The 21,429-nt window shown below is 58.2% G+C and carries 16 protein-coding genes and 1 pseudogene; 10 read left to right on the top strand and 7 right to left on the bottom strand.

Annotation, left to right across the window (positions count from 1 at the left end):
- Positions 1-49: 49 nt before the first annotated feature.
- From ACW55A_RS26095 to ACW55A_RS26080, 4 genes are all read right to left on the bottom strand, one after another.
- Complete coding sequence (locus tag ACW55A_RS26095) at positions 50-2,266, bottom strand: DNA internalization-related competence protein ComEC/Rec2 (protein ID WP_498811994.1); 2,217 nt, start codon at positions 2,264-2,266, stop codon at positions 50-52.
- 136 nt (positions 2,267-2,402) lie between these two features.
- The gene (locus tag ACW55A_RS26090) at positions 2,403-3,191 is read right to left on the bottom strand and encodes an ABC transporter permease (RefSeq protein WP_003368378.1); all 789 of its coding nucleotides are present in this window, start codon (positions 3,189-3,191) and stop codon (positions 2,403-2,405) included.
- A complete protein-coding gene (locus tag ACW55A_RS26085) occupies positions 3,188-4,120 on the bottom strand; it encodes an ABC transporter ATP-binding protein (protein ID WP_003317464.1) in 933 nt (310 codons plus the stop codon). Before ACW55A_RS26085 ends, ACW55A_RS26090 begins: the two co-directional genes overlap by 4 nt.
- 183 nt (positions 4,121-4,303) lie before the next feature.
- Positions 4,304-4,927: a glutathione S-transferase gene (locus tag ACW55A_RS26080; protein WP_003368376.1), complete on the bottom strand. Its 624-nt coding sequence runs from the start codon at positions 4,925-4,927 to the stop codon at positions 4,304-4,306.
- 160 nt (positions 4,928-5,087) lie between these two features.
- On the opposite strand from ACW55A_RS26080, the gene ACW55A_RS26075 reads away from it, so the two are divergent.
- The 5 genes from ACW55A_RS26075 (at position 5,088) to ACW55A_RS26055 (ending at position 11,550) form a co-directional block, all read left to right on the top strand.
- The gene (locus ACW55A_RS26075; RefSeq protein ID WP_455809548.1) at positions 5,088-7,535 is read left to right on the top strand and encodes an acyl-CoA dehydrogenase; all 2,448 of its coding nucleotides are present in this window, start codon (positions 5,088-5,090) and stop codon (positions 7,533-7,535) included.
- A gap of 473 nt (positions 7,536-8,008) precedes the next feature.
- Positions 8,009-8,875: an AbiJ-NTD4 domain-containing protein gene (locus ACW55A_RS26070; protein ID WP_498811990.1), complete on the top strand. Its 867-nt coding sequence runs from the start codon at positions 8,009-8,011 to the stop codon at positions 8,873-8,875.
- Positions 8,876-9,154: 279 nt separating this feature from the next.
- Positions 9,155-9,847, top strand: coding sequence for a hypothetical protein (locus ACW55A_RS26065; protein ID WP_498811988.1), 693 nt, complete (start codon positions 9,155-9,157; stop codon positions 9,845-9,847).
- A 247-nt stretch (positions 9,848-10,094) separates the two neighbouring features.
- Entirely contained in the window at positions 10,095-10,505 is a 411-nt protein-coding gene (locus tag ACW55A_RS26060) for a PA2817 family protein (RefSeq protein ID WP_003317460.1), read from the top strand.
- 190 nt (positions 10,506-10,695) lie between these two features.
- The gene (locus ACW55A_RS26055; RefSeq protein ID WP_003368372.1) at positions 10,696-11,550 is read left to right on the top strand and encodes a pirin family protein; all 855 of its coding nucleotides are present in this window, start codon (positions 10,696-10,698) and stop codon (positions 11,548-11,550) included.
- 67 nt (positions 11,551-11,617) lie between these two features.
- Here the strand turns inward: ACW55A_RS26055 and ACW55A_RS26050 are convergent, their stop codons facing one another.
- Both ACW55A_RS26050 and ACW55A_RS26045 read right to left on the bottom strand, forming a co-directional pair.
- The gene (locus ACW55A_RS26050; protein WP_498811985.1) at positions 11,618-12,799 is read right to left on the bottom strand and encodes a patatin-like phospholipase family protein; all 1,182 of its coding nucleotides are present in this window, start codon (positions 12,797-12,799) and stop codon (positions 11,618-11,620) included.
- Between the two features lie 32 nt (positions 12,800-12,831).
- Positions 12,832-13,764 carry a lipid A biosynthesis lauroyl acyltransferase gene (locus ACW55A_RS26045; RefSeq protein ID WP_003430968.1) on the bottom strand — a complete coding sequence of 311 codons (933 nt, stop codon included), beginning with the start codon at positions 13,762-13,764 and terminating at the stop codon, positions 12,832-12,834.
- A 120-nt stretch (positions 13,765-13,884) separates the two neighbouring features.
- On the opposite strand from ACW55A_RS26045, the gene minC reads away from it, so the two are divergent.
- The 5 genes from minC to ACW55A_RS26020 all read left to right on the top strand — a co-directional run bounded on the left by minC (position 13,885) and on the right by ACW55A_RS26020 (position 18,262).
- Complete coding sequence (gene minC, locus ACW55A_RS26040; protein WP_003368369.1) at positions 13,885-14,625, top strand: septum site-determining protein MinC; 741 nt, start codon at positions 13,885-13,887, stop codon at positions 14,623-14,625.
- Positions 14,626-14,856: 231 nt separating this feature from the next.
- Positions 14,857-15,669, top strand: coding sequence for a septum site-determining protein MinD (minD, locus tag ACW55A_RS26035; RefSeq protein ID WP_003317454.1), 813 nt, complete (start codon positions 14,857-14,859; stop codon positions 15,667-15,669).
- On the top strand, positions 15,669-15,923 hold the full coding sequence (gene minE / locus ACW55A_RS26030) for a cell division topological specificity factor MinE (RefSeq protein WP_003317453.1): 255 nt from the start codon (positions 15,669-15,671) through the stop codon (positions 15,921-15,923). Before minD ends, minE begins: the two co-directional genes overlap by 1 nt.
- Positions 15,924-16,013: 90 nt before the next feature.
- Positions 16,014-16,649: an RluA family pseudouridine synthase gene (locus ACW55A_RS26025; protein ID WP_003368367.1), complete on the top strand. Its 636-nt coding sequence runs from the start codon at positions 16,014-16,016 to the stop codon at positions 16,647-16,649.
- Between the two features lie 323 nt (positions 16,650-16,972).
- Entirely contained in the window at positions 16,973-18,262 is a 1,290-nt protein-coding gene (locus ACW55A_RS26020; RefSeq protein WP_054080799.1) for a M18 family aminopeptidase, read from the top strand.
- A 254-nt stretch (positions 18,263-18,516) separates the two neighbouring features.
- Here ACW55A_RS26020 and ACW55A_RS26015 read toward each other — a convergent pair.
- A pseudogene (locus ACW55A_RS26015) lies at positions 18,517-21,429 on the bottom strand (hypothetical protein); the annotation flags it as partial.

Genomic DNA, 21,429 nt, shown 5'->3' with positions numbered 1-21,429 from the left:
CTACCATAGGGTCGCCAAGTGCCGAACGCCGAGATCGATATCCATTCACTCAATCACGCCAGAAGCGCCGTTGCGCGCGCTCGGCCTGTGGCGTTCCGAACGTCCCCAGTTGCAGGCGGACCGCGCCCAGCTCGGCACTGTCGTAACTGGCGATGCCCAGGCCTCGATAGCGCGCCATGACCAACGGATGCGGGTGACCGAACGCGTTGTTGCGACCACGGGAAATCAGCACGCCTACCGGTGCCACGGCGCGCAGAAACGCTTTGGACGACGAGGTTCGGCTGCCGTGATGTGGCGACTGCAACCAGTGAGCACGAAGGTCGAACCCGCTGTCGATTGCCGCGCGCTCGGCCTTCACATCGATATCGCCGGCCAGCAGCAGACGCTCGCCCCCGGCGTCGACGCTGAGGATGCAGGAGGCTGGATTGCCATTAGGCCCCTGCTCCCAGCGCCACGTGGAAAACACCACGCCATCCCACTCCCAGCGTGCACCGCTCTCGCACAATCGGGCATCGAGTTGCGACGCGAGTCTGGCCAGCTCGCCACCCAGCACCCGGCTCACCGGAAAGGCCTGATGAACCGCCGCCGCACCTCCGGCATGGTCGGCGTCGGAATGGCTGATCAACATCAGGTCGAGATGGCGGACACCTGCCTTGCGCATGGCGGGCACGACCACGCGCTGACCGATATCGAACTCACCGAAACGTGGACCTGCGTCATACAGGAGTGTGTGGTTGCGGGTGCGCAGGAGAATCGCCAGGCCCTGCCCCACATCCAGTTGCAACACGTCTACCTGGCCTTCAGGCACTGATTCGAGTGGCGGAAAAACGCACAGCAACAGCAACGGCCAGCCCAGCGGCCGCACGGGTATGCCCTTGGGCAGCAACAAGAGCAAGGCCCCGAGCAGGCTCAACCACCATGCCCAGATTGGCACCGCACTGGGTAACCAGGCCGGCAATGCGGCAGCCACCGCGTCGAGGAACACGAACAGCCACTGCAGCGCCCCGCCCGCCAGCCACAGCAGACCTTCCCCGACCACAGGGACCGGCAGCAACAGCGTTCCGAGCAATGCCGGAGGCAGGACGATCACGCTGACCCAAGGGACGGCAAGCAAGTTGGCAAACGGCCCACTGAGGCTGATCGGCAGGTTCAGCGCCAGCAGGATCGGCAACAAGCCAACGGCGATCAGCCATTGCGCCCGTGTCCAGCTTTGCCACCAGCGCCAGGCGCCGAGACGTCCGCTGAAAATCAGGATCAGAATGCCGACCGCTGCGAAGGACAGCCAGAAACCCGGCTGCAGCGTCACCAGCGGCTCGAAGATCAGCACCGTGTTGAAGGACAGCAACAAGGGCCAGACCACGCCCAGATGGCGAAAACGCAAGCGCCACAGCAGCACCATCGCGACCATCACACAGGCGCGCCGGACCGGCACCTCGAAACCGGCCAGCAGTCCGTAGCCCAGTGCAGCGCTGAACGCCAGTGCACACGCCCACGGCAGCCAGGGCAAAAAGCGCGGCCACAGCCCCCAGCGCGCCAGGCCTGCGACCAAGGCGTAAATCACCCCGGCCAGCAACCCGATGTGCTGACCGGAAATGACCAGCAGATGCACAGTGCCGGTATCCTGCAACACCTGCCAGTCGGTGCTCGATAGCCCTGAGCCATCGCCCAGCACCAGCGCTGCCAGACCACCCTCCCGGCCCTGCGCATCGACCGCCAGCAGGCGCTGACGAATGGCATCGCGCCAGGCGGCACGCGCGGGTGCCAATAGCTGACCATCCACTACCGTGCCGGTCGCACCGATGCGCTGCGCCAGCAGCCAGGCTTCATAGTCGAAAGCATCCGGACTGACCAGCCCGGCCGGTCGCTTGAGTTTGACCGCCATACGCCAGCGCTCGCCGCTGCTCACCGGCTGGCCGCCGTACCAGGCCACCCTGATTCGCGCGGGAAGCCTGGCACGTCGTGACGTGGCACCGTCCAGCTCGAAACGCACCACACCTTCGGCGACACTCGGTAAACCGACCACCTTGCCCTGCACCCACAGCGTCTGACCATCGAGACGCGGCGCCAACCGGTCACTCAACGCCCACTGCGCCGACACGCAGGCCCAAGTGAAACCGAGCAGGAACAACGCCAGTGGATAGGTACGGAACGGCAGCAGCATCAACGCCAGTATCGGCATCAACAGCAATAGCCAGGTCGGCGGCAACGCCGGTAGAAAACGCAGGGCAAGCAGCCCGAGCGCGAGCGCGATCATCCCTGTGCGCATGACGGTTCCTTGCAGCGGAAAGCCTAAAGGATCAGCGCACCGGGGAAATGTCGGAAGAGGTGGTGTGTTGCAGAATCTGAACGGCCGCTCCCGGCCAGCGCTCGACCCGCCAGTCTGGCGGGTCGAAGCCAATGTGTTACTGACGCATACCGCGACCGCTCACCAGCAACCTGGCGCAGCCGATATACAGCACGAAGGTCGCCACGATCATGAACGCCAGAGCGATGCTGATCTTGATGTCGGAGACGCCCAGAATGCCGTAGCGGAAGGCATTGACCATGTGCAGGACCGGGTTGGCCAGCGACACGGTCTGCCAGAACGGCGGTAACAGGTTGATCGAGTAGAACACGCCACCCAGATAGGTCAGCGGGGTCAGGACGAAGGTCGGAATGATCGAGATGTCATCGAAGTTGCGTGCAAACACTGCGTTGATGAAGCCCAGCAGCGAGAAAATCGTCGCGGTCAACACCACCACCAGAATGGTCACGCCCAAGTGGTGCACTTGCAGGTCGGTGAAAAACATCGACAGCATGGTGACGATGAAACCGACCATCAGACCACGCAACACACCGCCCAGGGTGTAACCGACCAGAATGGTGTGCGGCGAGACCGGCGAGACCATCAGTTCTTCGATGGAGTGCTGAAACTTGGCACCGAAGAAGCTCGAGACCACGTTGCCGTAGGAGTTGGTGATCACCGACATCATGATCAGCCCCGGCACGATGTACTGCATGTAGGTAAAGCCGCCCATGTCGCCGATCTGGCGACCGATGAGGTTACCGAAGATGACGAAGTACAGAACCATGGTGATGGCTGGCGGCAGCAGGGTCTGCGGCCAGATCCGCATGAAGCGGTGCACTTCACGGTAGACGATGGTTTTCAGGGCAATCAGGTTGGGGCGCAACTCGCCGTTGGCTACGGTCATACCGCCACCTTCGCGAGGTTTTTTTCCACCAGGGACACAAACAACTCCTCAAGGCGATTGGATTTATTACGCAGGCTCAGGACTTCGATGTTCTGAAAGGCCAACTGGCTGAACAGCGCAGTGATGCCGACGTTCTTGTCGACCTGCACTTCCAGGGTGTGGCTGTCGAGCAGGCGACAAGGGAAACCGGGCAGTTGTGGCGCGGTCTGCCAGGAGGCCTTGAGATCGAGCACGAACGTCTCGACGGTCAACGTGCTGAGCAGCTGCTTCATGCCGGTGTTCTGCACGATCACCCCGTGGTCGATGATGCCGATGTTGCGGCACAGCTGTTCAGCCTCTTCCAGGTAGTGCGTGGTGAGGATGATGGTGATGCCTTTGCTGTTCAGCTCGGTCAGAAAGGTCCACATCGAACGGCGCAACTCGATGTCCACGCCTGCAGTGGGTTCGTCGAGGATCAGCAGGCGCGGCTCGTGAATCAGCGCGCGGGCGATCATCAGACGCCGCTTCATGCCGCCGGACAGCGAACGTGAAGGCACATCGCGCTTTTCCCAAAGCCCCAGCTGCGTCAGGTACTGCTCGGCGCGCTCTTTGGCGATTTTCGCCGGGATGCCGTAGTAGCCCGCCTGAGTGACGACGATGTCCAGGGTCTTCTCGAACTGGTTGAAGTTGAACTCCTGCGGCACGACACCGATGCAACGCTTGAGCGCAGCGGGCTCGCGATCCAGGTCGTGGCCAAAGATATTCACCGTACCGCTGGTCTTGTTGACCAGCGTCGAGATGATGCCGATGGTGGTGGATTTGCCAGCGCCGTTGGGGCCCAGCAAGGCGAAGAAATCACCTTCGGCGACGTCCAGATCGATGCCATTCAAGGCCTGGAAACCGTTGCCGTAGGTTTTGGTTAGCTGCCGAATGGACAGAGCGGAAGACATATCGGGAAAGGTACTCATCAGAAAAAGGAATTGAAGATGACTGTCACCAGCCGCCTGCCGTGACGACCCAGCCGCGCAATGGTGCTTGGCTGCGCCGTTCAAGTACAGACACATCTGTTAATAGTAAATATCGAGCGCCGGACATGCGCCCGATCAGCCCTATCACCTGTTCACATCACATGCTCAGGTCAAAGGGGTCATGACCGCCTTGCGATAAGCCGGGCGAGTCTTGAGACGCTCATACCAGGCTTGGAGGTGAGGCAGCGGCGGACGTTCAATCGGCATTTCAAACCAGCCGTAGGCGAAGCATCCCAAGGGAATATCACCCATGCCGAACGCATCGCCAGACAGATAGGGCTGTCGCGACAGCGCCTCGTCGGCAACCAGCAGCAGGCTGTGCAGCGTCTTGATGCCTTGCTCGATGGCCGGCCAGTCCTGTTTATCGGCGGGCGTGCGTATTACACCCCAGAACACCGGGCTGAACGGCGCGGCAATGGTCGAGGTGGTCCAGTCCATCCACTTGTCTGCGTTGGCACGGGCCTGCAGATCTGCGGGGTATAAATCAGAATCGGGGGCATGGCGGGCGGCCAGATAGCGCACGATGGCGTTGGACTCCCACATCACGAAGTCGCCGTCTTCGATCATCGGAATCCGGCCGTTGGGGTTTTTCGCGCGATAGGCCGCTTCGTTGACCAGGCCGAATGCACCACCGGCGTCCTGCGTCTCGTAGGGTACGCCCACTTCCTCGGCAATCCAGAGTGCCTTGCGCACATTGCTGGAATTCTTCCGTCCCCAGATCTTGAGCATTGCGTTCCCCTCGCAGTCGCTGATAAATAAAGGCTCACAGTCTACCCCGAAGCGGCGGCAACTTCCTCGTCAACCAGGGGTCACTATCGATGTCGCCTCACCACTGCCCGGCGACCAGTTTGATCCCCGCCACAGTGGCGGTCATCACGGAGGAATACTTATGCTGTTGTTGTGGATTGTTGTGCTGGTCGTCGGCATTGCCTGGCTGGCTCATCGGCGAACCGCCCCGCTCCCGGCGCTTGGCGTGGTAGCTGTCTACCTGCTGGCCATGGGCATTTTCAGTCACGCGCCAGGATGGCTGCTGACGGTGTTCTGGTTGCTCTGGCTGGCAGTGTTCATACCGGTAATGCTGCCCGATCTTCGCCGCAAGCATTTCACTGCGCCGATGTTCAGCTGGTTTCAAAAAGTCCTGCCGCCGATGTCGCAAACCGAGCGTGATGCGATCGATGCCGGCACGGTCTGGTGGGATGGCGAGCTGTTCAGCGGGCGCCCGGACTGGGACAAGCTGCTGGCCTACCCGAAAGTCCAACTGACCGAAGAGGAACAGGCCTTTATCGACGGGCCGACCGAAGAACTCTGCGCGATGGTCAGCGACTGGGAAATCGGCCAGGCCATGGACCTGCCGCCTGAAGCCTGGGCGCACATGAAAGCGCACGGCTTTTTCGCGCTGATCATTCCCAAGGAATTCGGTGGCAAGGGCTTCTCCGCCTACGCCCACTCCCAGGTAGCCATGAAGCTGGCCACCCGCAGCGGCGACCTGGCGTCCACGGTGATGGTGCCCAACTCTCTCGGCCCGGCCGAATTGCTGCTGCATTACGGCACCGACGAGCAACGCAATCATTACCTGCCACGTCTGGCACGCGGTGAAGACATCCCCTGCTTCGCGCTGACCGGTCCGCTGGCCGGTTCCGATGCAGGCGCGATGACCGATACCGGGATCATCTGCAAGGGTCAGTGGCAGGGCGAAGAAGTCATCGGTCTGCGCCTGACCTGGGAAAAACGCTACATCACCCTCGGCCCGGTCGCCACCCTGCTGGGTCTGGCCTTCAAGGCCCACGACCCTGAGCACCTGCTCGGCGAAAAAGAAGATCTGGGCATCAGCCTGGCGCTGATTCCGACCGACACGCCCGGCGTGGAAATCGGCCGCCGTCACCTGCCATTGGGCGCAGCGTTCATGAACGGCCCCAACTCGGGCAAGGACGTGTTCATCCCGCTGAGCTACCTGATCGGTGGTCAGCCGATGCTGGGCAAAGGCTGGATGATGCTGATGAACTGCCTGTCGGTGGGTCGTTCGATCTCGCTGCCGGCAGTCGGCACCGGCGCAGCCAAGTACACCAGCCTGGTCACTGGCCAGTACGCGAAGGTGCGTGAGCAATTCAACGTGCCTATCTCGGCGTTCGAAGGCATCCAGGAAGCGCTGGCGCGTATCGGTGGCAATGCCTGGCTGATGGACAGCGCGCGCATGCTGACCGCCAATGCGGTCGACCTGGGCGAGAAGCCTTCGGTGCTCTCTGCAATCCTCAAGTATCACCTGACCGAGCGCGGTCGCGAGTGTATCGGTCACGCCATGGACGTGCATGGCGGCAAGGGCATCATCATGGGCCCGAACAACTATCTGGGTCGCAACTGGCAAGGTGCGCCGATATTCATCACGGTCGAGGGCGCCAACATCCTCTCGCGCAACCTGATGATTTTCGGCCAGGGCGCGATTCGCTGCCATCCCTTCGTGCTCAAGGAAATGGCCCTCGCCGGGCGCGAAGACAAGCAGCAGGCGCTGATCGAGTTTGACAGCCTGCTGCTCAAACACATCGGTTTTGCGGTGAGCAATGCCGCCAGCACCTTCATCCTCAACCTGGGCTTCGGTCATTTCGAAAGAGCGCCGGGTAACGGCTTGAGCCAGGGCTATTTCCGCGCGCTCAACCGTCAGGCAGCAGCGTTCGCGATGCTCGCCGACTTGAGCATGATGCTGCTGGGTGGCGAATTGAAACGCCGCGAACGCCTTTCGGCCCGCCTGGGTGACGTGCTCAGCCATATGTACCTGGCCTCGGCAGCGCTCAAGCGTTATCACGACCTCGGTTCGCCGGACCATATGAGCCCGTTGTTCCGCTGGGCCATGGAAGAAAGCCTGGGGCATTCGGAACGTGCGATGGACGAGATCCTCAGCAACTTCCCCAACCGCATACTGGGTGGGGTGCTGCGTGCCGTAGTGTTCCCGTTCGGTCGCCGGCACAAGGGGCCATCGGACAAGATTGATGCGGAAGTTGCCCAGGTGCTGGGCCGCGCCAAGGGCGATCCGACGCTGGAAGAGTTGCTGGCAGGCTGCTATCGCCCGCAATCGGCAGACGATCCGGTCGGCGCGCTGCAACAAGCCATCGACCTGCTCAGCGCTGCGTATCCGCTGCACAAGAAGCTGCAAGTGGCAATCAAGAGTGGTCAGGTCAAGCCGGACGCTGGCGAGCCTGTCATCGACGCCGCGCTGCGCATCGGTGTGTTGCAGGCCGACGAAGCGCAAACCCTGCGTACCGCCGAGGCAGCCCGCCGCAAGGTGATTGATGTGGATGATTTCGACAAGGAAGAACTGACCCTGGCAGCCGGCAAGATTCGCTGATAGTCAGGTCGCACCACACAGCAGGCGCGTAGAGCTTTATACTCTCGCGCCTTCTTAATTTCTCTTTATTTTTAATAAACTATGCAATGGCAAAATCGTTAGCACGTATTTTAAACGTAAAAAACCATCTCTTCCCGGGCACTTGCTTATCTGAATCAGTGGTTATGCGGCCTACACGTAATATGAGCGTTTAGCGCCAGCAGCTTTCACTTGCTGCATTTATTTTTCAGTGAACTGTTTGGATATTCTGATATGGGCAGTAACGGAGGTGCGGGAAACGACCTCTCGGACACTGACAAGCCTGATCCTCACCGCGTTACCGCTTTGTAGATGCTGCGCACCCGCTACGCCTTACCCTTTTCCTGATTATGACTCAGCGAGACTTTCCGTTTATCGGGATTTTATTGAGGGTTTTCTACACACATATCTTGTACACTGAAACCACTCACGACGGCCGTCCCAAGGATGTTCAAATGTCTGAAAGCGAAAACTCCAAGCTTAGTTTCTCTCAACGCATGGGATTAGCACCTGCTGCGAAGGCTACGCAGATAGAAAGCATTGATAACGATTTAAAGAACTCACTTTGGAACGTACTTACAGATCACTACTGGTCTGAATACGATCACCCGATTAGACAGTATCTAGGGCTAGTCGAAGGTTCAAACATGGAAAATCTCACAAATGCGATTTATAGAGATTTCCACAAGATCCTTATAGATGCAAAGCCACAGTATTGGGTCGATCTAATAACAGCTATAAAGACCCACTATTTCAGTATGTCATGGCATAGAACCTACAGCTTCATCGAATTTATAGTGGGACAAAATTGGAGAGACGGAGGTGACTCTGCTGCTGAAAACTTCAACACAGTACTCGAACGAGAAAACTCAGCTTATCGTTTTGTGAATCGCAAACTGATGAACATTACGTCTAAAGATGAGGTTAAGGAGATTGAATCAGCGATTGAAAGCTCTCAACCGTATGCAGGGGTAAAAGAGCACTTGCAAACATCCCTTGGCTTTATGACGAACAGAGAAAACCCTGACTATCGTAACTCAATCAAGGAAAGCATCAGCGCTGTAGAGTCACTTTCTCGACATTTAACAGGGGATGCATCGGCAACCTTGGGGCAAGCAATAAAAGTTCTCGAGCGGAAGCATGGTCTACACCAAAGTCTTAAAGCCGCATTTTCCGCACTATACGGCTATACGAACGATGCAGATGGAATTAGACACTCTCTGATGGATGATGAAAAAACCCTAACACAAGCAGATGCTCGTTTTATGTTAATCTCTTGTTCAGCCTTTGTAAATTATGCCATATCGACCATGCACATTTAACACAGGCATACCAAGATTGGAGAATATTACACAACTGAATCCAGGCTTCGCTAATCCCAGCTTGATAATTATGTATTACACCTTGTAATAGCTTGCCACGGACACTCAAACACAGCTTACGCGATGGCTCGCACTGACTGCTCCGAGAAAACAATCACAATTGAAAGCTGACCATTGTTTTTAGCCATAACAACCTAAAGTCAATGTAAATACCTACTATTAAGTCAGAGACTTTTTCAACCTAACCAAAACCGATACAAAAAATATTAAGAGGCAAAAATGAAAACAGGCAGATTAATATGGACAGGATTCCTATCATCTACTCTAGCAGTAGCGATATGGAGTACTAGCCTGAACGCTGATGGCTTTTTCAAAGTTTCCAACTTACATGATTTTTTCGACATCATCGGATCTATCGCAACTGTCTTCGCGGTAATGCTCGCGATAAATGGTCTAAATCATTGGAAAACGCAAGTGGGGGCGACCTCGGACCATGAGTTGGCCCGAAGAATGATTGTTGCACTCCTGAGATATCGAAATGAGCTACTAGACTTGTGGCAAACTGCAGAGGTTGCTTCGGGTCAAAATGAAGCTAGGCACTGGATCAAAGGCGAGGACGACTACTCAAAACTTATCTATGATCATGCAGTCACCAGATCTAAAAATGCGAAAGCAGAACTTGAGGCTATTTCTCTTGAGGCTAAAGCAATTTGGGGAGGCATTTTTGAAACCGGACTAACCGAAGCATTTAAATTTGACAACATTTGCGCGAACACCATTAGTAACTACACTTACCTTTGCAAGTTACAAATAAGCGAAGCCGAATTAAAAGAAACCTCAAAACTCTCAGTAAAAAGCTGGAACGACTTCAACCACAGAGAGTCATTATCTATCGAGACAGTTGAAGAAAAAATAGACTTACTCCTGCTGCCAGTAAAGATTGAGATCGAGAAAAAATTGTTAAGGGCTTGAAGCATACTCATAAGAGAAGCTTCTAAAGCATTATATTAAAGCATCTCGTGACTCAAAATAATAGAGGATCGCACATGGTATGCCCGCCCTGGAACTGTATATTTTATCCTCATTTTTTAGCTAACCAGCTGATCCAGCTTTACCTAATTAGAGTCAGAAACCCAGCAAATACTGTGCTTTTTGGGTGTCATCTGTATATCTAGAGCTTTATACTCTCGCGCCTGTTTTTGCATTTGAGGATTACCCAATGGCCGACGCCACTCTCGATCACCAACTTGGCCTGCTGGCACACCTGCGCAGCATTCTGGTCGCGCTGGGCGAGGCCGAGCAGGTTCCGGAAGAAAGCCACGCGCTGTTCATGGAGCGTTTCGACGAACTGGTCGAGCTGTTGCCGCAGGACCCCATCGAAAGCCAGTACCTGGGTCAGGACATCCTCTGCCAGGTCATCCAGCGCTACCCGCAAATCGCGCATCTGGTACCGCGCGACCTGCTGTGGTTCTTCGCCGGTGACTGCCTGCACTTCATGCCGGATGATGAAATCGAGCTGTATCAGGCGCTGGAAGAACGCCGCTACGAAGCGGAGCAGAACGAGGAACCGTTCGACTGGAATCAGGAGAAACAGCTGCTGAGCATGTCGACACAGGGCAGCAAGCACTGAGCATCCTCTGGCTTCAAGCCTGCCCCGGAGATCATTCCGGGCAGGCTGCCTGTCACTCCGCGCCACTGCGTCATGCAGCGCAACCTATCGACTAATACGATCATTCTGTCCCGGCATTCGAATAAATTTATCGAATGGACAGGCATACCATGACACTTCGTATCACCTGATAAGGAGTGCTCTGTCTCCCATGACTCAATTTCGTAAAGTCCTGTCCATTCAAGCGGGTCAACCAGCGTCCGATGGCGCGGGCGTCAAGCTGACGCGCGTCTTCGGCGGACGTGGCGTGGAGCAGTTCGATCCGTTTCTGATGCTGGACGAGTTCGGGTCAGACAAGCCGGATGACTACATCGCCGGTTTTCCACCTCACCCGCACCGTGGCTTCGAAACGGTGACCTACATGCTTGAAGGCCGTATGCGTCATGAAGACCATATGGGCAATGTCGGCCTTCTGCAGAGCGGCGGTGTGCAGTGGATGACGGCGGCACGCGGGATCATTCACAGCGAAATGCCTGAACAGGAAGAAGGCACCATGCGCGGCTTTCAGCTCTGGCTGAACCTGCCGGGCAAGAACAAGCTGAGCGATGCCAGCTACCAGGACATCCAGCCGGAAAACGTTCCGAGTGTCACCACCCAGGCCGGTGTACAAGTGGTGGTATTGGCCGGGCATTTCGACGATGGCCAGGTTCGCCAGGCCGGGGCAGTACAGCGTCCGGACACCGAGCCGTTGTACTTTGACTTTGATATGCCTGCCGGCAGCCGTATCAGCCCGCACGTACCCGAAGGGCACCTTGTGCTGCTGTACGTCTATGAAGGCAGTGTCGAGCTGGAAGGCAGCACCCAGCCGATCGGTAAACGCCAAATGGCACGCCTGTCCGACATCGGTGAGGTGCAGATCAGCAGCGCCGCTGGTGCGCGGCTGTTGCTGATTGCAGGCAAGCCCCTGCGTGAACCGATCGTGCAGTACGGCCCCTTTGTGATGAACACCAAGGAAGAGATCGAGCAGGCGATTCGTGACTTCCGGGAAGATCGTCTGACGGCGTGACGACTTCGCTCACTGAGCCCTGCGCACGCTGATCGAGAGACAGAGGCCCCGCCTCTGTCTCGCCGAGTTATTCCAGACGCAGAAAGCGCCTCAGTTCGGCACCCTGAGCAATCGCATCGTGACGCCCCAGTTCGATCAATTCGCTGCAATAACCTGACTCGAACAGCAGATAGCTCAGCACACTGGCGCCGCTGCTCTTGGTCGCACCCGGCCCGCGCAGGAACGTGCGCAGTGCGGGGGGCAATTCGCGGCGGTGGCGGGCCGCAATCTCATCCAGCGGACGGCTCGGCGAAATCACCAGCACTTCCACCGGCTCCATGCCCGGCTGCCTGACCTGATCCTCGGGCAGCAATGCACTGGCGGTGTTCAAGCGTTCGAGCAGCTCGATATCGCTTTCCAGGTTGTCGATGAACGTGCTGTTGAGCATGTGGCCGCTGATCTGCGCCAGGCTTGGCTGAGCGCCGCGTGGCGCGCGGGGTGCCGGTCTTTCGGCTTTAAGGGCGCGCGGGTTGCCGCTCACGCCGACCACCAGAACACGATTGGCGCCCAGGTGCAGCGCCGGGCTGATCGGTGCCGACTGACGCACGGCCCCGTCGCCAAAGTATTCCTCGTCGAGCATCACGGGGGCGAACAGCAAGGGAATGGCTGAACTGGCGAGCAAGTGATCCACGGTCAATTGCGTCGGACGGCCGATACGGCGATGGCGCAGCCAGGGTTCGATCGTACCGCGGCCCTGATAAAACGTGACCGCCTGACCCGATTCGTAACCGAAGGCAGTCACCGCCACTGCACGCAAATGATGAGCGTCGATGGCGGCTTCGATTCCGGACAGGTCCAGCCGCTCATTGAGCAGATCACGCAGGGGCGAACTGTTGAGCAAGGCAACCGGGATGTTTCGTCCAAACCCCAGCAGACTGCGACCGAAAAAACGGCTGGCCTGATGAATCACTCCGGACCAGTCGCTGCGCAGCACCTGATGGCTGCGAAATGACTGCCAGAATTCGGTCAATTGATGGATGGCAATCCGAAAATGCAGCGCGCCACTGGCCAGCTTGACGGCATTGATCGCGCCAGCCGACGTACCGACGATGACCGGAAAGGGATTGGGCGAACCGGGCGGCAGCAGGTCGGCAATGCCTGCCAATACGCCGACCTGATAGGCCGCACGCGCCCCGCCACCCGATAAAATCAGCCCGGTTACAGGCTCGACACCACTTACTGCACTGCTCGTTACTGCGCGATCCTGCATCTACGACTGACCTCGGTGATCAACGACGCTTTTTATCTATGCTTCTCATATAGCTTCTGTTCACCGGCTGGTCGACTTTTAAAGCGTCGATGGGCCCAAAGATATTGTTCCGGGCATTCAGTGACGGCTTTTTCCACCCATTGATTGATGCGCAGGCAATCGGCTTCGTCGCTCTCACCCGGAAAGTTGTCCAGCGGCGGATGAATCACCAGCCGGTAACCGCTACCGTCTGCCAGACGCCGCTGAGTGAAGGGCACAACCTGCGCACGGCCCAGGCGGGCGAATTTGCTGGTGGCGGTCACGGTCGCGGCCTGGATGCCGAACAGCGGCACAAAAATGCTCTGTTTGGCGCCATAGTCCTGATCCGGCGCGTACCAGATCGCCCGACCGGCGCGCAGCAACTTGAGCATGCCGCGCACGTCATCGCGCTCGACAGCCAGTGAATCAAGGTTATGGCGCTCGCGTCCGCGACGCTGGACGAAGTCGAACAACGGGCTCTTGTGTTCGCGATACATGCCGTCAATGGTGTGCTGCTGGCCCAGCAGTGCCGCGCCGATTTCCAGCGTGGTGAAATGCAGCGCCATCAGAATCACGCCCTCGCCTTTTTCCTGGGCACTCTGCAAATGCTCGAGCCCTTCGACGTGGGCAAGCCTGGCCAGACGTTTTTTCGACCACCACCAGCTCATGGCCATCTCGAAGAAGGCAATCCCGGTGGAGGCGAAGTTTTCCTTGAGCAGACGCTTGCGCTCGGCCGCGGACAAATGTGGGAAGCACAGCTCCAGATTGCGTGACGCGATTTTTTTTCGATCAGTGGCCACACGGTACATGATGGCGCCCAGTGCCCGACCTATGACCAGCAGAACGCGAAATGGCAATTGAACAATCAGCCACAAGAGCCCCAGCCCCAGCCATAGCGGCCAGAAACGGGGGTGAAGGAAACTGGCTTTAAGACGCGGGCGATCCATTTGGGCTTCCGTCAGAACAAAGGCCGCGCATTCTACAACGGTTCTGGCCGCTTGCGGCTCGCGGGCGTTCTCGCTATAAGTCTCGGCACTTTTAGCGACAAGCTGTTGTGTATATCAACCATGAGCCAGATTGAATCGCAAAACCCGGAACCTGTATTTCAGCTCAAGGGCAGCATGCTCGCCATCACCGTGATGGAGCTGGCCCGAACCAACCTTGAAGCGCTCGACAGGCAGTTGGCGGCCAAGGTGGCACAAGCCCCCAACTTCTTCAGCAATACGCCGCTGATCCTGGCTCTGGACAAACTCGCACCGAACGAAGGCCCGGTGGATCTACCGGGTCTGGTGCGTATCTGTCGCCAGCATGGCCTGCGCACCCTGGCGATCCGCGCCAACCGCATCGAAGACATTGCCGCAGCGATTGCCGTCGACCTCCCGGTGCTGCCGCCGTCCGGCGCACGTGAGCGCGTGATCGACCCGGTCGAGGCCGAAGCACCGAAAAAAATCCCGGAAAAACCGCCAGAGCCACTGATCAAGCCGACCCGCGTGATAACCGCTCCGGTACGCGGCGGTCAGCAGATCTACGCTCAGGGCGGCGACCTGGTGGTAGTCGCGCCGGTCAGTCCCGGTGCGGAACTTCTCGCCGATGGAAACATCCATGTCTACGGCCCGATGCGTGGCAGGGCACTGGCGGGAATAAAGGGCGATACCAAGGCACGGATCTTCTGTCAGCAGTTGAGTGCCGAGCTGATTTCGATTGCCGGGCAATACAAGGTGTCCGAGGACTTGCGCAGGGACCCGTTATGGGGCTCGCCGGTCCAGATCAGCTTGTCAGGTGATGTGTTGAACATCATTCGTCTTTAACGGATACTGCCGCAATTTTCAAAGCATCTCTGATTCGTCGCGAAATTGTCGTGAAGGCGGCAGGAAGTTCTGAAAAGCACTGCTTTTCAGCGGGTATATGAGTCGAAAGTAATAGCTTAGTGCTAGCTTTCCGGAATCAGACCCCAGGATTTCCAGAATGCTTCGGCGGGCGCGGCGCCAGGAGATGCCTTTCAGGGACTCAATGTCCTTTTCCTCTAGGGGTGATACACCTTGGCCAAGATTCTCGTTGTTACATCCGGCAAGGGTGGTGTGGGCAAGACCACCACCAGCGCCGCCATCGGTACCGGTCTCGCACTGCGCGGCCACAAGACAGTCATCGTCGACTTCGACGTCGGCCTGCGTAACCTCGACCTGATCATGGGTTGCGAACGTCGTGTCGTGTATGACTTCGTCAACGTGGTCAATGGCGAAGCCAACCTGCAACAGGCGCTGATCAAGGACAAGAAGATCGAAGGCCTGTTCGTGCTGGCCGCCAGCCAGACCCGTGACAAGGAAGCACTGACCAAGGAGGGCGTTGAAAAAGTCCTCATGGAGCTGAAGGAATCCTTCGAATACATCGTCTGCGATTCGCCGGCCGGTATCGAAACCGGTGCTCACCTGGCCATGTACTTCGCCGACGAAGCCATCGTCGTGACCAACCCTGAAGTCTCGTCGGTACGTGACTCCGACCGCATGCTGGGCCTGCTGGCCAGCAAATCGCGTCGCGCCGAACGTGGCGAAGACCCGATCAAGGAACACTTGCTGCTGACCCGCTACAACCCTGAGCGCGTCAGCAAGGGCGAAATGCTCGGCGTGGAAGACGTCAAGGAAATCCTTGCCGTTACCCTGCTCGGCGTGATCCCCGAATCCCAGGCTGTACTGAAAGCCTCCAACCAGGGCGTGCCGGTCATTCTCGATGACCAGAGCGATGCGGGTCAGGCCTACAGCGATGCGGTTGACCGCCTGCTGGGCAAAACACTTGAGCACCGGTTTCTGGATGTGCATAAGAAAGGATTCTTTGAACGCCTGTTCGGGGGTAATTAATGAATATTTTTGACTTCTTTCGTGACCGCAAAAAAGGAAGCACGGCCTCGGTCGCGAAAGAGCGTCTACAGATCATCGTTGCTCACGAACGCGGCCAACGCAGTACCCCGGACTACCTTCCTGCGCTGCAGAAAGAGCTGGTGGAAGTGATCCGTAAATACGTCAATATCGAGTCTGACCAGGTACAGGTCGCTCTGGAAAGCCAGGGCAGCTGTTCGATTCTGGAACTCAATATCACCCTGCCCGATCGCTGATCAGGCAGTCGCTCGCGGCGGTATCGGCGCACTTCTGCGGAAGCTGCGCCCTTGCCGCCGTTGGCGTTTATAGCGTTTCGAGGCCGTTGCATGCCGTTGTCGAACATCCGCATCATTCATCAGGACGCCGCCGTTCTGGTGATCGATAAGCCTACCCTGCTGCTTTCCGTTCCCGGCCGTGCCGACGATAACAAGGATTGCCTGATTACCCGCCTGCAGGAAAACGGTTACCCCGAAGCGCGTATCGTCCATCGCCTGGACTGGGAAACCTCGGGCATCATTCTGCTGGCCCGTGATGCCGATACGCATCGAGAGCTGTCGCGTCAGTTTCATGACCGCGAAACCGAGAAAGCCTACACCGCACTGTGTTGGGGCCAACCGTCCCTGGACAGCGGCAGTATCGATCTGCCATTGCGCTATGACCCGCCCACCAAGCCCCGGCATGTGGTGGACCACGAGGGTGGCAAACACGCGCTGACGTTCTGGAAGGTTGTCGAGCGGCATGACACTTACTGTCGCGTCGAGCTCACGCCGATCACTGGCCGCTCGCATCAGTTGCGTGTGCACATGCTGTCGATCGGGCATCCGTTATTGGGTGATGGTCTGTACGCGCATCCGGAAGCGCTGGCGGCGTATCCGCGTCTGTGTCTGCATGCCAGCATGCTGAGCTTTACCCATCCGGGGACCGGCGAGCGATTGACCTTCGAGTGCACCGCGCCGTTCTGATCTGAATGACACGCTGAATATCGTGCAGATGCTCCGCGTCATACAGCTGCTCTGACTATCGTTCCCACGCTCCGCGTGGTAATGCCGTTCGTGACGCTCCGCATCACACAGCGGTTCTGCGACTTCAGGTGGATTTAGGGTCGACTCAGGTCACCTTTTCGCCCCTCGGCGACTCACTTTGAGGGACCAAAGCGAGTAAGGCCCTTGGCTCCGTTTTCCGGCTCAACTTCGTCAGGCCCTTCGCGGTCGAAAAGCGTTTCTGTGGCAGCGGCAACGACTGAGCCAATGCGGTAAACTCGCGCCATTGCTGTCTGGAGCTATTTATGCGCGCAGAGTTGAACAAAGGCCTCATCGATTTTCTGAAGGCTTCTCCCACCCCGTTCCACGCCACCGCCACCCTCGTGCAACACTTCGAAGCCGCAGGCTTTCAGCGGCTGGACGAACGTGACACGTGGGCAGTAGAAACCGGGGGCCGTTATTTCGTCACCCGTAATGACTCTTCCATCGTCGCTTTCCGGATGGGTCGTCAGTCGCCACTCACGGGCGGCATTCGCATGGTTGGCGCACACACGGACAGCCCGTGCCTGCGGGTCAAGCCGCAACCGGAACTGCAACGTCAGGGTTTTTGGCAGCTGGGCGTCGAAGTCTACGGCGGCGCCTTGCTGGCCCCCTGGTTTGACCGTGATCTGTCGCTGGCCGGCCGTGTCACTTTCCGCCGCGACGGCAGGGTTGAAAGTCAGTTGATCGACTTCAAACTGCCGATCGCCGTGATCCCCAATCTGGCGATTCACCTGAACCGCACTGCCAACGAAGGCTGGGCAATCAATGCGCAAAACGAACTGCCTCCCATCCTGGCGCAGGTCGCCGGTGACGAGCGCGCCGACTTCCGGGCATTACTGACCGACCAACTGGCCCGCGAGCACGGCCTCAATGCCGATGTGGTGCTCGATTACGAGCTGAGTTTCTACGACACCCAGGGCGCCGCTGTGGTCGGCCTCAATGGGGACTTCCTGGCAGGCGCACGCCTGGACAACCTGTTGTCGTGTTTCGCCGGGATGCAGGCACTGCTCAACACCGAGAGCGACGAAACCGCCCTGCTGGTGTGCACCGATCACGAAGAAGTCGGCTCGTCTTCCGCTTGTGGCGCAGACGGTGCGATGCTCGAGCAGATCGTCCAGCGTCTGTTGCCAAGCAGCGAAGACTACGTGCGCACGATTCAGAAGTCGCTGCTGATATCAGCCGACAACGCCCACGGCATTCATCCCAACTACGCTGACAAGCACGACGCCAATCATGGTCCCAAGCTCAACGCAGGGCCGGTGATCAAGGTCAACAGCAACCAGCGTTACGCCACCAACAGCGAAACCGCCGGTTTCTTCCGCCATCTGTGCATGGCCGAAGAGGTCCCGGTACAGAGCTTTGTGGTACGCAGCGACATGGGTTGCGGCTCGACCATCGGACCGATCACTGCCAGCCATCTGGGTATTCGCACGGTAGACATCGGCTTGCCGACGTTCGCCATGCACTCGATTCGCGAACTGGCCGGTAGCCATGACCTGGCGCATCTGGTCAAGGTATTGAGCGCGTTCTATGCAAGCCACGAGCTGCCATAACGGCTGAGGCGATAATCGATAACGCGGGGGTGACCTGTTGCTCCCGCGTTTCGGTGTTGACGCTCGCTAGAGTGCCCATTGAAAGAAATAAAATGTCTCTCATCATAACGATAAAAAAGATACTTTTGCCTGCGCCATTTTGAACCACCTCGTACCGGACAACAGGTCATTTGTTTATAAAGGGACTTCATGTCCCGAATTCCATCGACGCGCCCTGTCGATGATTCAGTCGTGGAGTGCTTGAATAACGCGGGCTACTTTACCTCTATCCAGTCATCGTCCTCGTCGGGTTTATCGACAATATCGTCATCTTCGTTCACGTAATACGGTATGTCGGCCTCAACACCGTTCTCACCCGTTCTGGCGACCAGTTGCCTGTACCTCTTCCCGTCCCAGAGCCTGAAAATAAGTGTGGAGTCTTCTCCAGCCGAGAGCGTCGAGCCTTCACTGCCAATAAGTTTGCTACGAGCGCCTGCCGTCAAGACACTGTTCTTACCAGCGGTCAATCTGCTTTGGTCACCCGCCATCAGAGTGCAGTCATGCCCGCCGGTCAGTTTGCTTCTATCGCCGGCAGTCAGATAACTGTTATTACCGGCCAGCAGTTTGCTGCGGTCACCCGCGGTCTGATTACTGTCTGCACCGGCAATCAACCGGCTGCGATCACCCGCCAGTTGTACACTGCCCGCACCGGCAATCAGCGTGCTGCGAAAACCTGCTGTCTGCGAGCTGCCCTTGCCGGCGATCAGCATGCTTTTATTTCCGGCGACCTGAATGCTTTCATGGCCTGCAATCAACGAGCTGCCGTAACTTGCAATCTGGTTACTGCCATAACCCGCAGTCAACGTGCTGCGAATGCCCGATGTAAGACTACTGCCATAACCGGCGATCAAAACGCTGCGAAGTCCGGCGATCAGCGTACTGCCATAGCCTGCCGTCAGAAAACTTCTGATTCCGCTGGTCAGGGAGCTGCCATAACCGGCTATCAATGAACTGTCCTGCCCGGCCGTTGCAGTGCTGCCGTAGCCCGCAGTGAGTGAGCTTCCATACTCTGCGGTCTGAGTACTGCCGTAACCGGCCGTGAGGGTACTTTTATAGCCGGCTGTCTGCGTACTGCCATAACCGGCGATCAGCGAGCTGGCAAAGCCTGCTGTGGAGGTACTTCCGTACCCGGTGGTGAGCGAGCTGTTTTCCTGTGCGGTTTGCGTGCTGCCGTAACCGGCGGTCAACGTGCTCTCATAACCCGCAGTCTGCGTGCTGCCATAACCCGCAATCAGCGAGCTCGCATAGCCGGCGGTGGAGGTACTTCCATAACCTGTCACCAGATCACTGCGCTCCTGCGCGGTTTGCGTACTACCGTAACCGGCGGTCAACGTGCTCTCGTAGCCTGCCGTTTGCGTACTGCCGTAACCCGCGATGAGCGAGCTGGAATAGCCCGCAGTAGAGGTACTTCCGTAACCCGTGGTGAGCGAGCTGTTTTCCTGAGCGGTTTGCGTACTGCCGTAACCGGCGGTCAACGTGCTTTCGTAGCCTGCCGTCTGCGTGCTGCCATAGCCGGCGATCAAGGAACTGGAATAGCCCGCAGTCGACGTGCTTCCGTAGCCTGCGACCAGGTCGCTGCGCTCCTGTGCCGTCTGGGTACTGCCGTAACCGGCGGTCAGTATGCTTTTGAAGCCCGCCGTCTGAGTGCTTCCATAGCCAGCGATCAGCGAACTGTTTGACCCTGCCGTTGAAGTGCTGCCATAGCCTGTGACAAGGTCGCTGTGTTCTCTGGCGGTCTGGGTACTGCCATAACCGGCGGTCAGCATGCTTCTGTAACTCGCGGTCTGGGTGCTGCCATAACCTGCGATCAGCGAACTGCCCGAGCCTGCGGTTCCCGTACTGCCATAGCCCGCAATCAGGTCGCTACCGTCCCTGGCCGTCTGAGTACTGCCATAACCGGCGGTCAGGATACTTTTGTGGCCCGCTGTCTGTGTACTTCCATAACCCGCAATGATGAAACTCTCGTGACCTGCGGTACCTGTACTTCCGTAACCGGTGGTGAGGTTACTGGCAGCCCCGGCCGTTTGCGTACTGCCATAGCCTGATGTGAGTACGCTGCCCTGCTGTGCGGTCTGGGTACTGCCATAACCTGCCGTGAGCGAGCTTTCACTGCCCGAGGTTTGCGTGCTGCCGTAACCGGCGATCAGCGAGCTGTCAGCGCCAGCTGTTCCGGTACTGCCATATCCGGCCGTCAGGGTGCTGCCTTCACGGGCAGTCTGGGTACTGCCATAGCCTGCGGTGAGCGAACTTTCGCTGCCTGACGTCTGTGTGCTGCCATATCCGGCGATCAACGAACTGTCGGCACCTGCCGTGCCAGTACTGCCGTAGCCCGCCGTCAGGTTGCTGCCTTCCTGAGCCGTTTGCGTGCTGCCGTAACCCGCTGTCAGCGCACTGTCACTTCCCGAGGTCTGCGTGCTGCCGTATCCCGCGATCAACGAACTGTCGGCACCTGCTGTACCCGTGCTGCCGTAGCCCGCCGTCAGGTTGCTGCCTTCCTGGGCCGTCTGCGTACTGCCGTAACCCGCTGTCAGCGCACTGTCACTGCCGGAGGTTTGCGTGCTGCCGTAACCGGCGATCAGCGAGCTGTCGGAACCTGCTGTGCCGGTGCTGCCATACCCAGCAGTGAGATTGCTGCCTTCCTGGGCCGTTTGCGTGCTGCCATAGCCTGCGGTCAGGGCGCTGTCACTTCCCGAGGTCTGCGTGCTGCCGTATCCCGCGATCAGAGAGCTGTCGACCCCTGCTGTACCCGTGCTGCCGTACCCCGCCGTCAGATTGCTGCCCTCCTGGGCCGTCTGCGTACTGCCGTAGCCCGCGGTCAGCGAACTGTCGCCTCCCGAGGTTTGTGTACTGCCATAACCGGCGATCAACGAGCTGTCCGAGCCTGCCGTGCCGGTGCTGCCGTAACCTGCGGTGAGATTGCTGCCTTCCTGAGCCGTTTGCGTGCTGCCGTAACCCGCTGTGAGCGAGCTGTCTTCTCCGGAAGTCTGGGTACTGCCGTAGCCGGCGATCAGCGAGCTGTCCGAACCTGCCGTGCCGGTGCTGCCATACCCAGCGGTGAGATTGCTGCCTTCCTGAGCCGTTTGCGTGCTGCCGTAACCCGCTGTGAGCGAGCTGTCTTCTCCGGAAGT

The organism is Plantibacter cousiniae (nom. nud.), assembly GCF_977070315.1.
The sequence above is the reverse complement of the archived record's forward strand: the minus strand, read 5'-3'. Positions and strand labels throughout refer to the sequence as shown.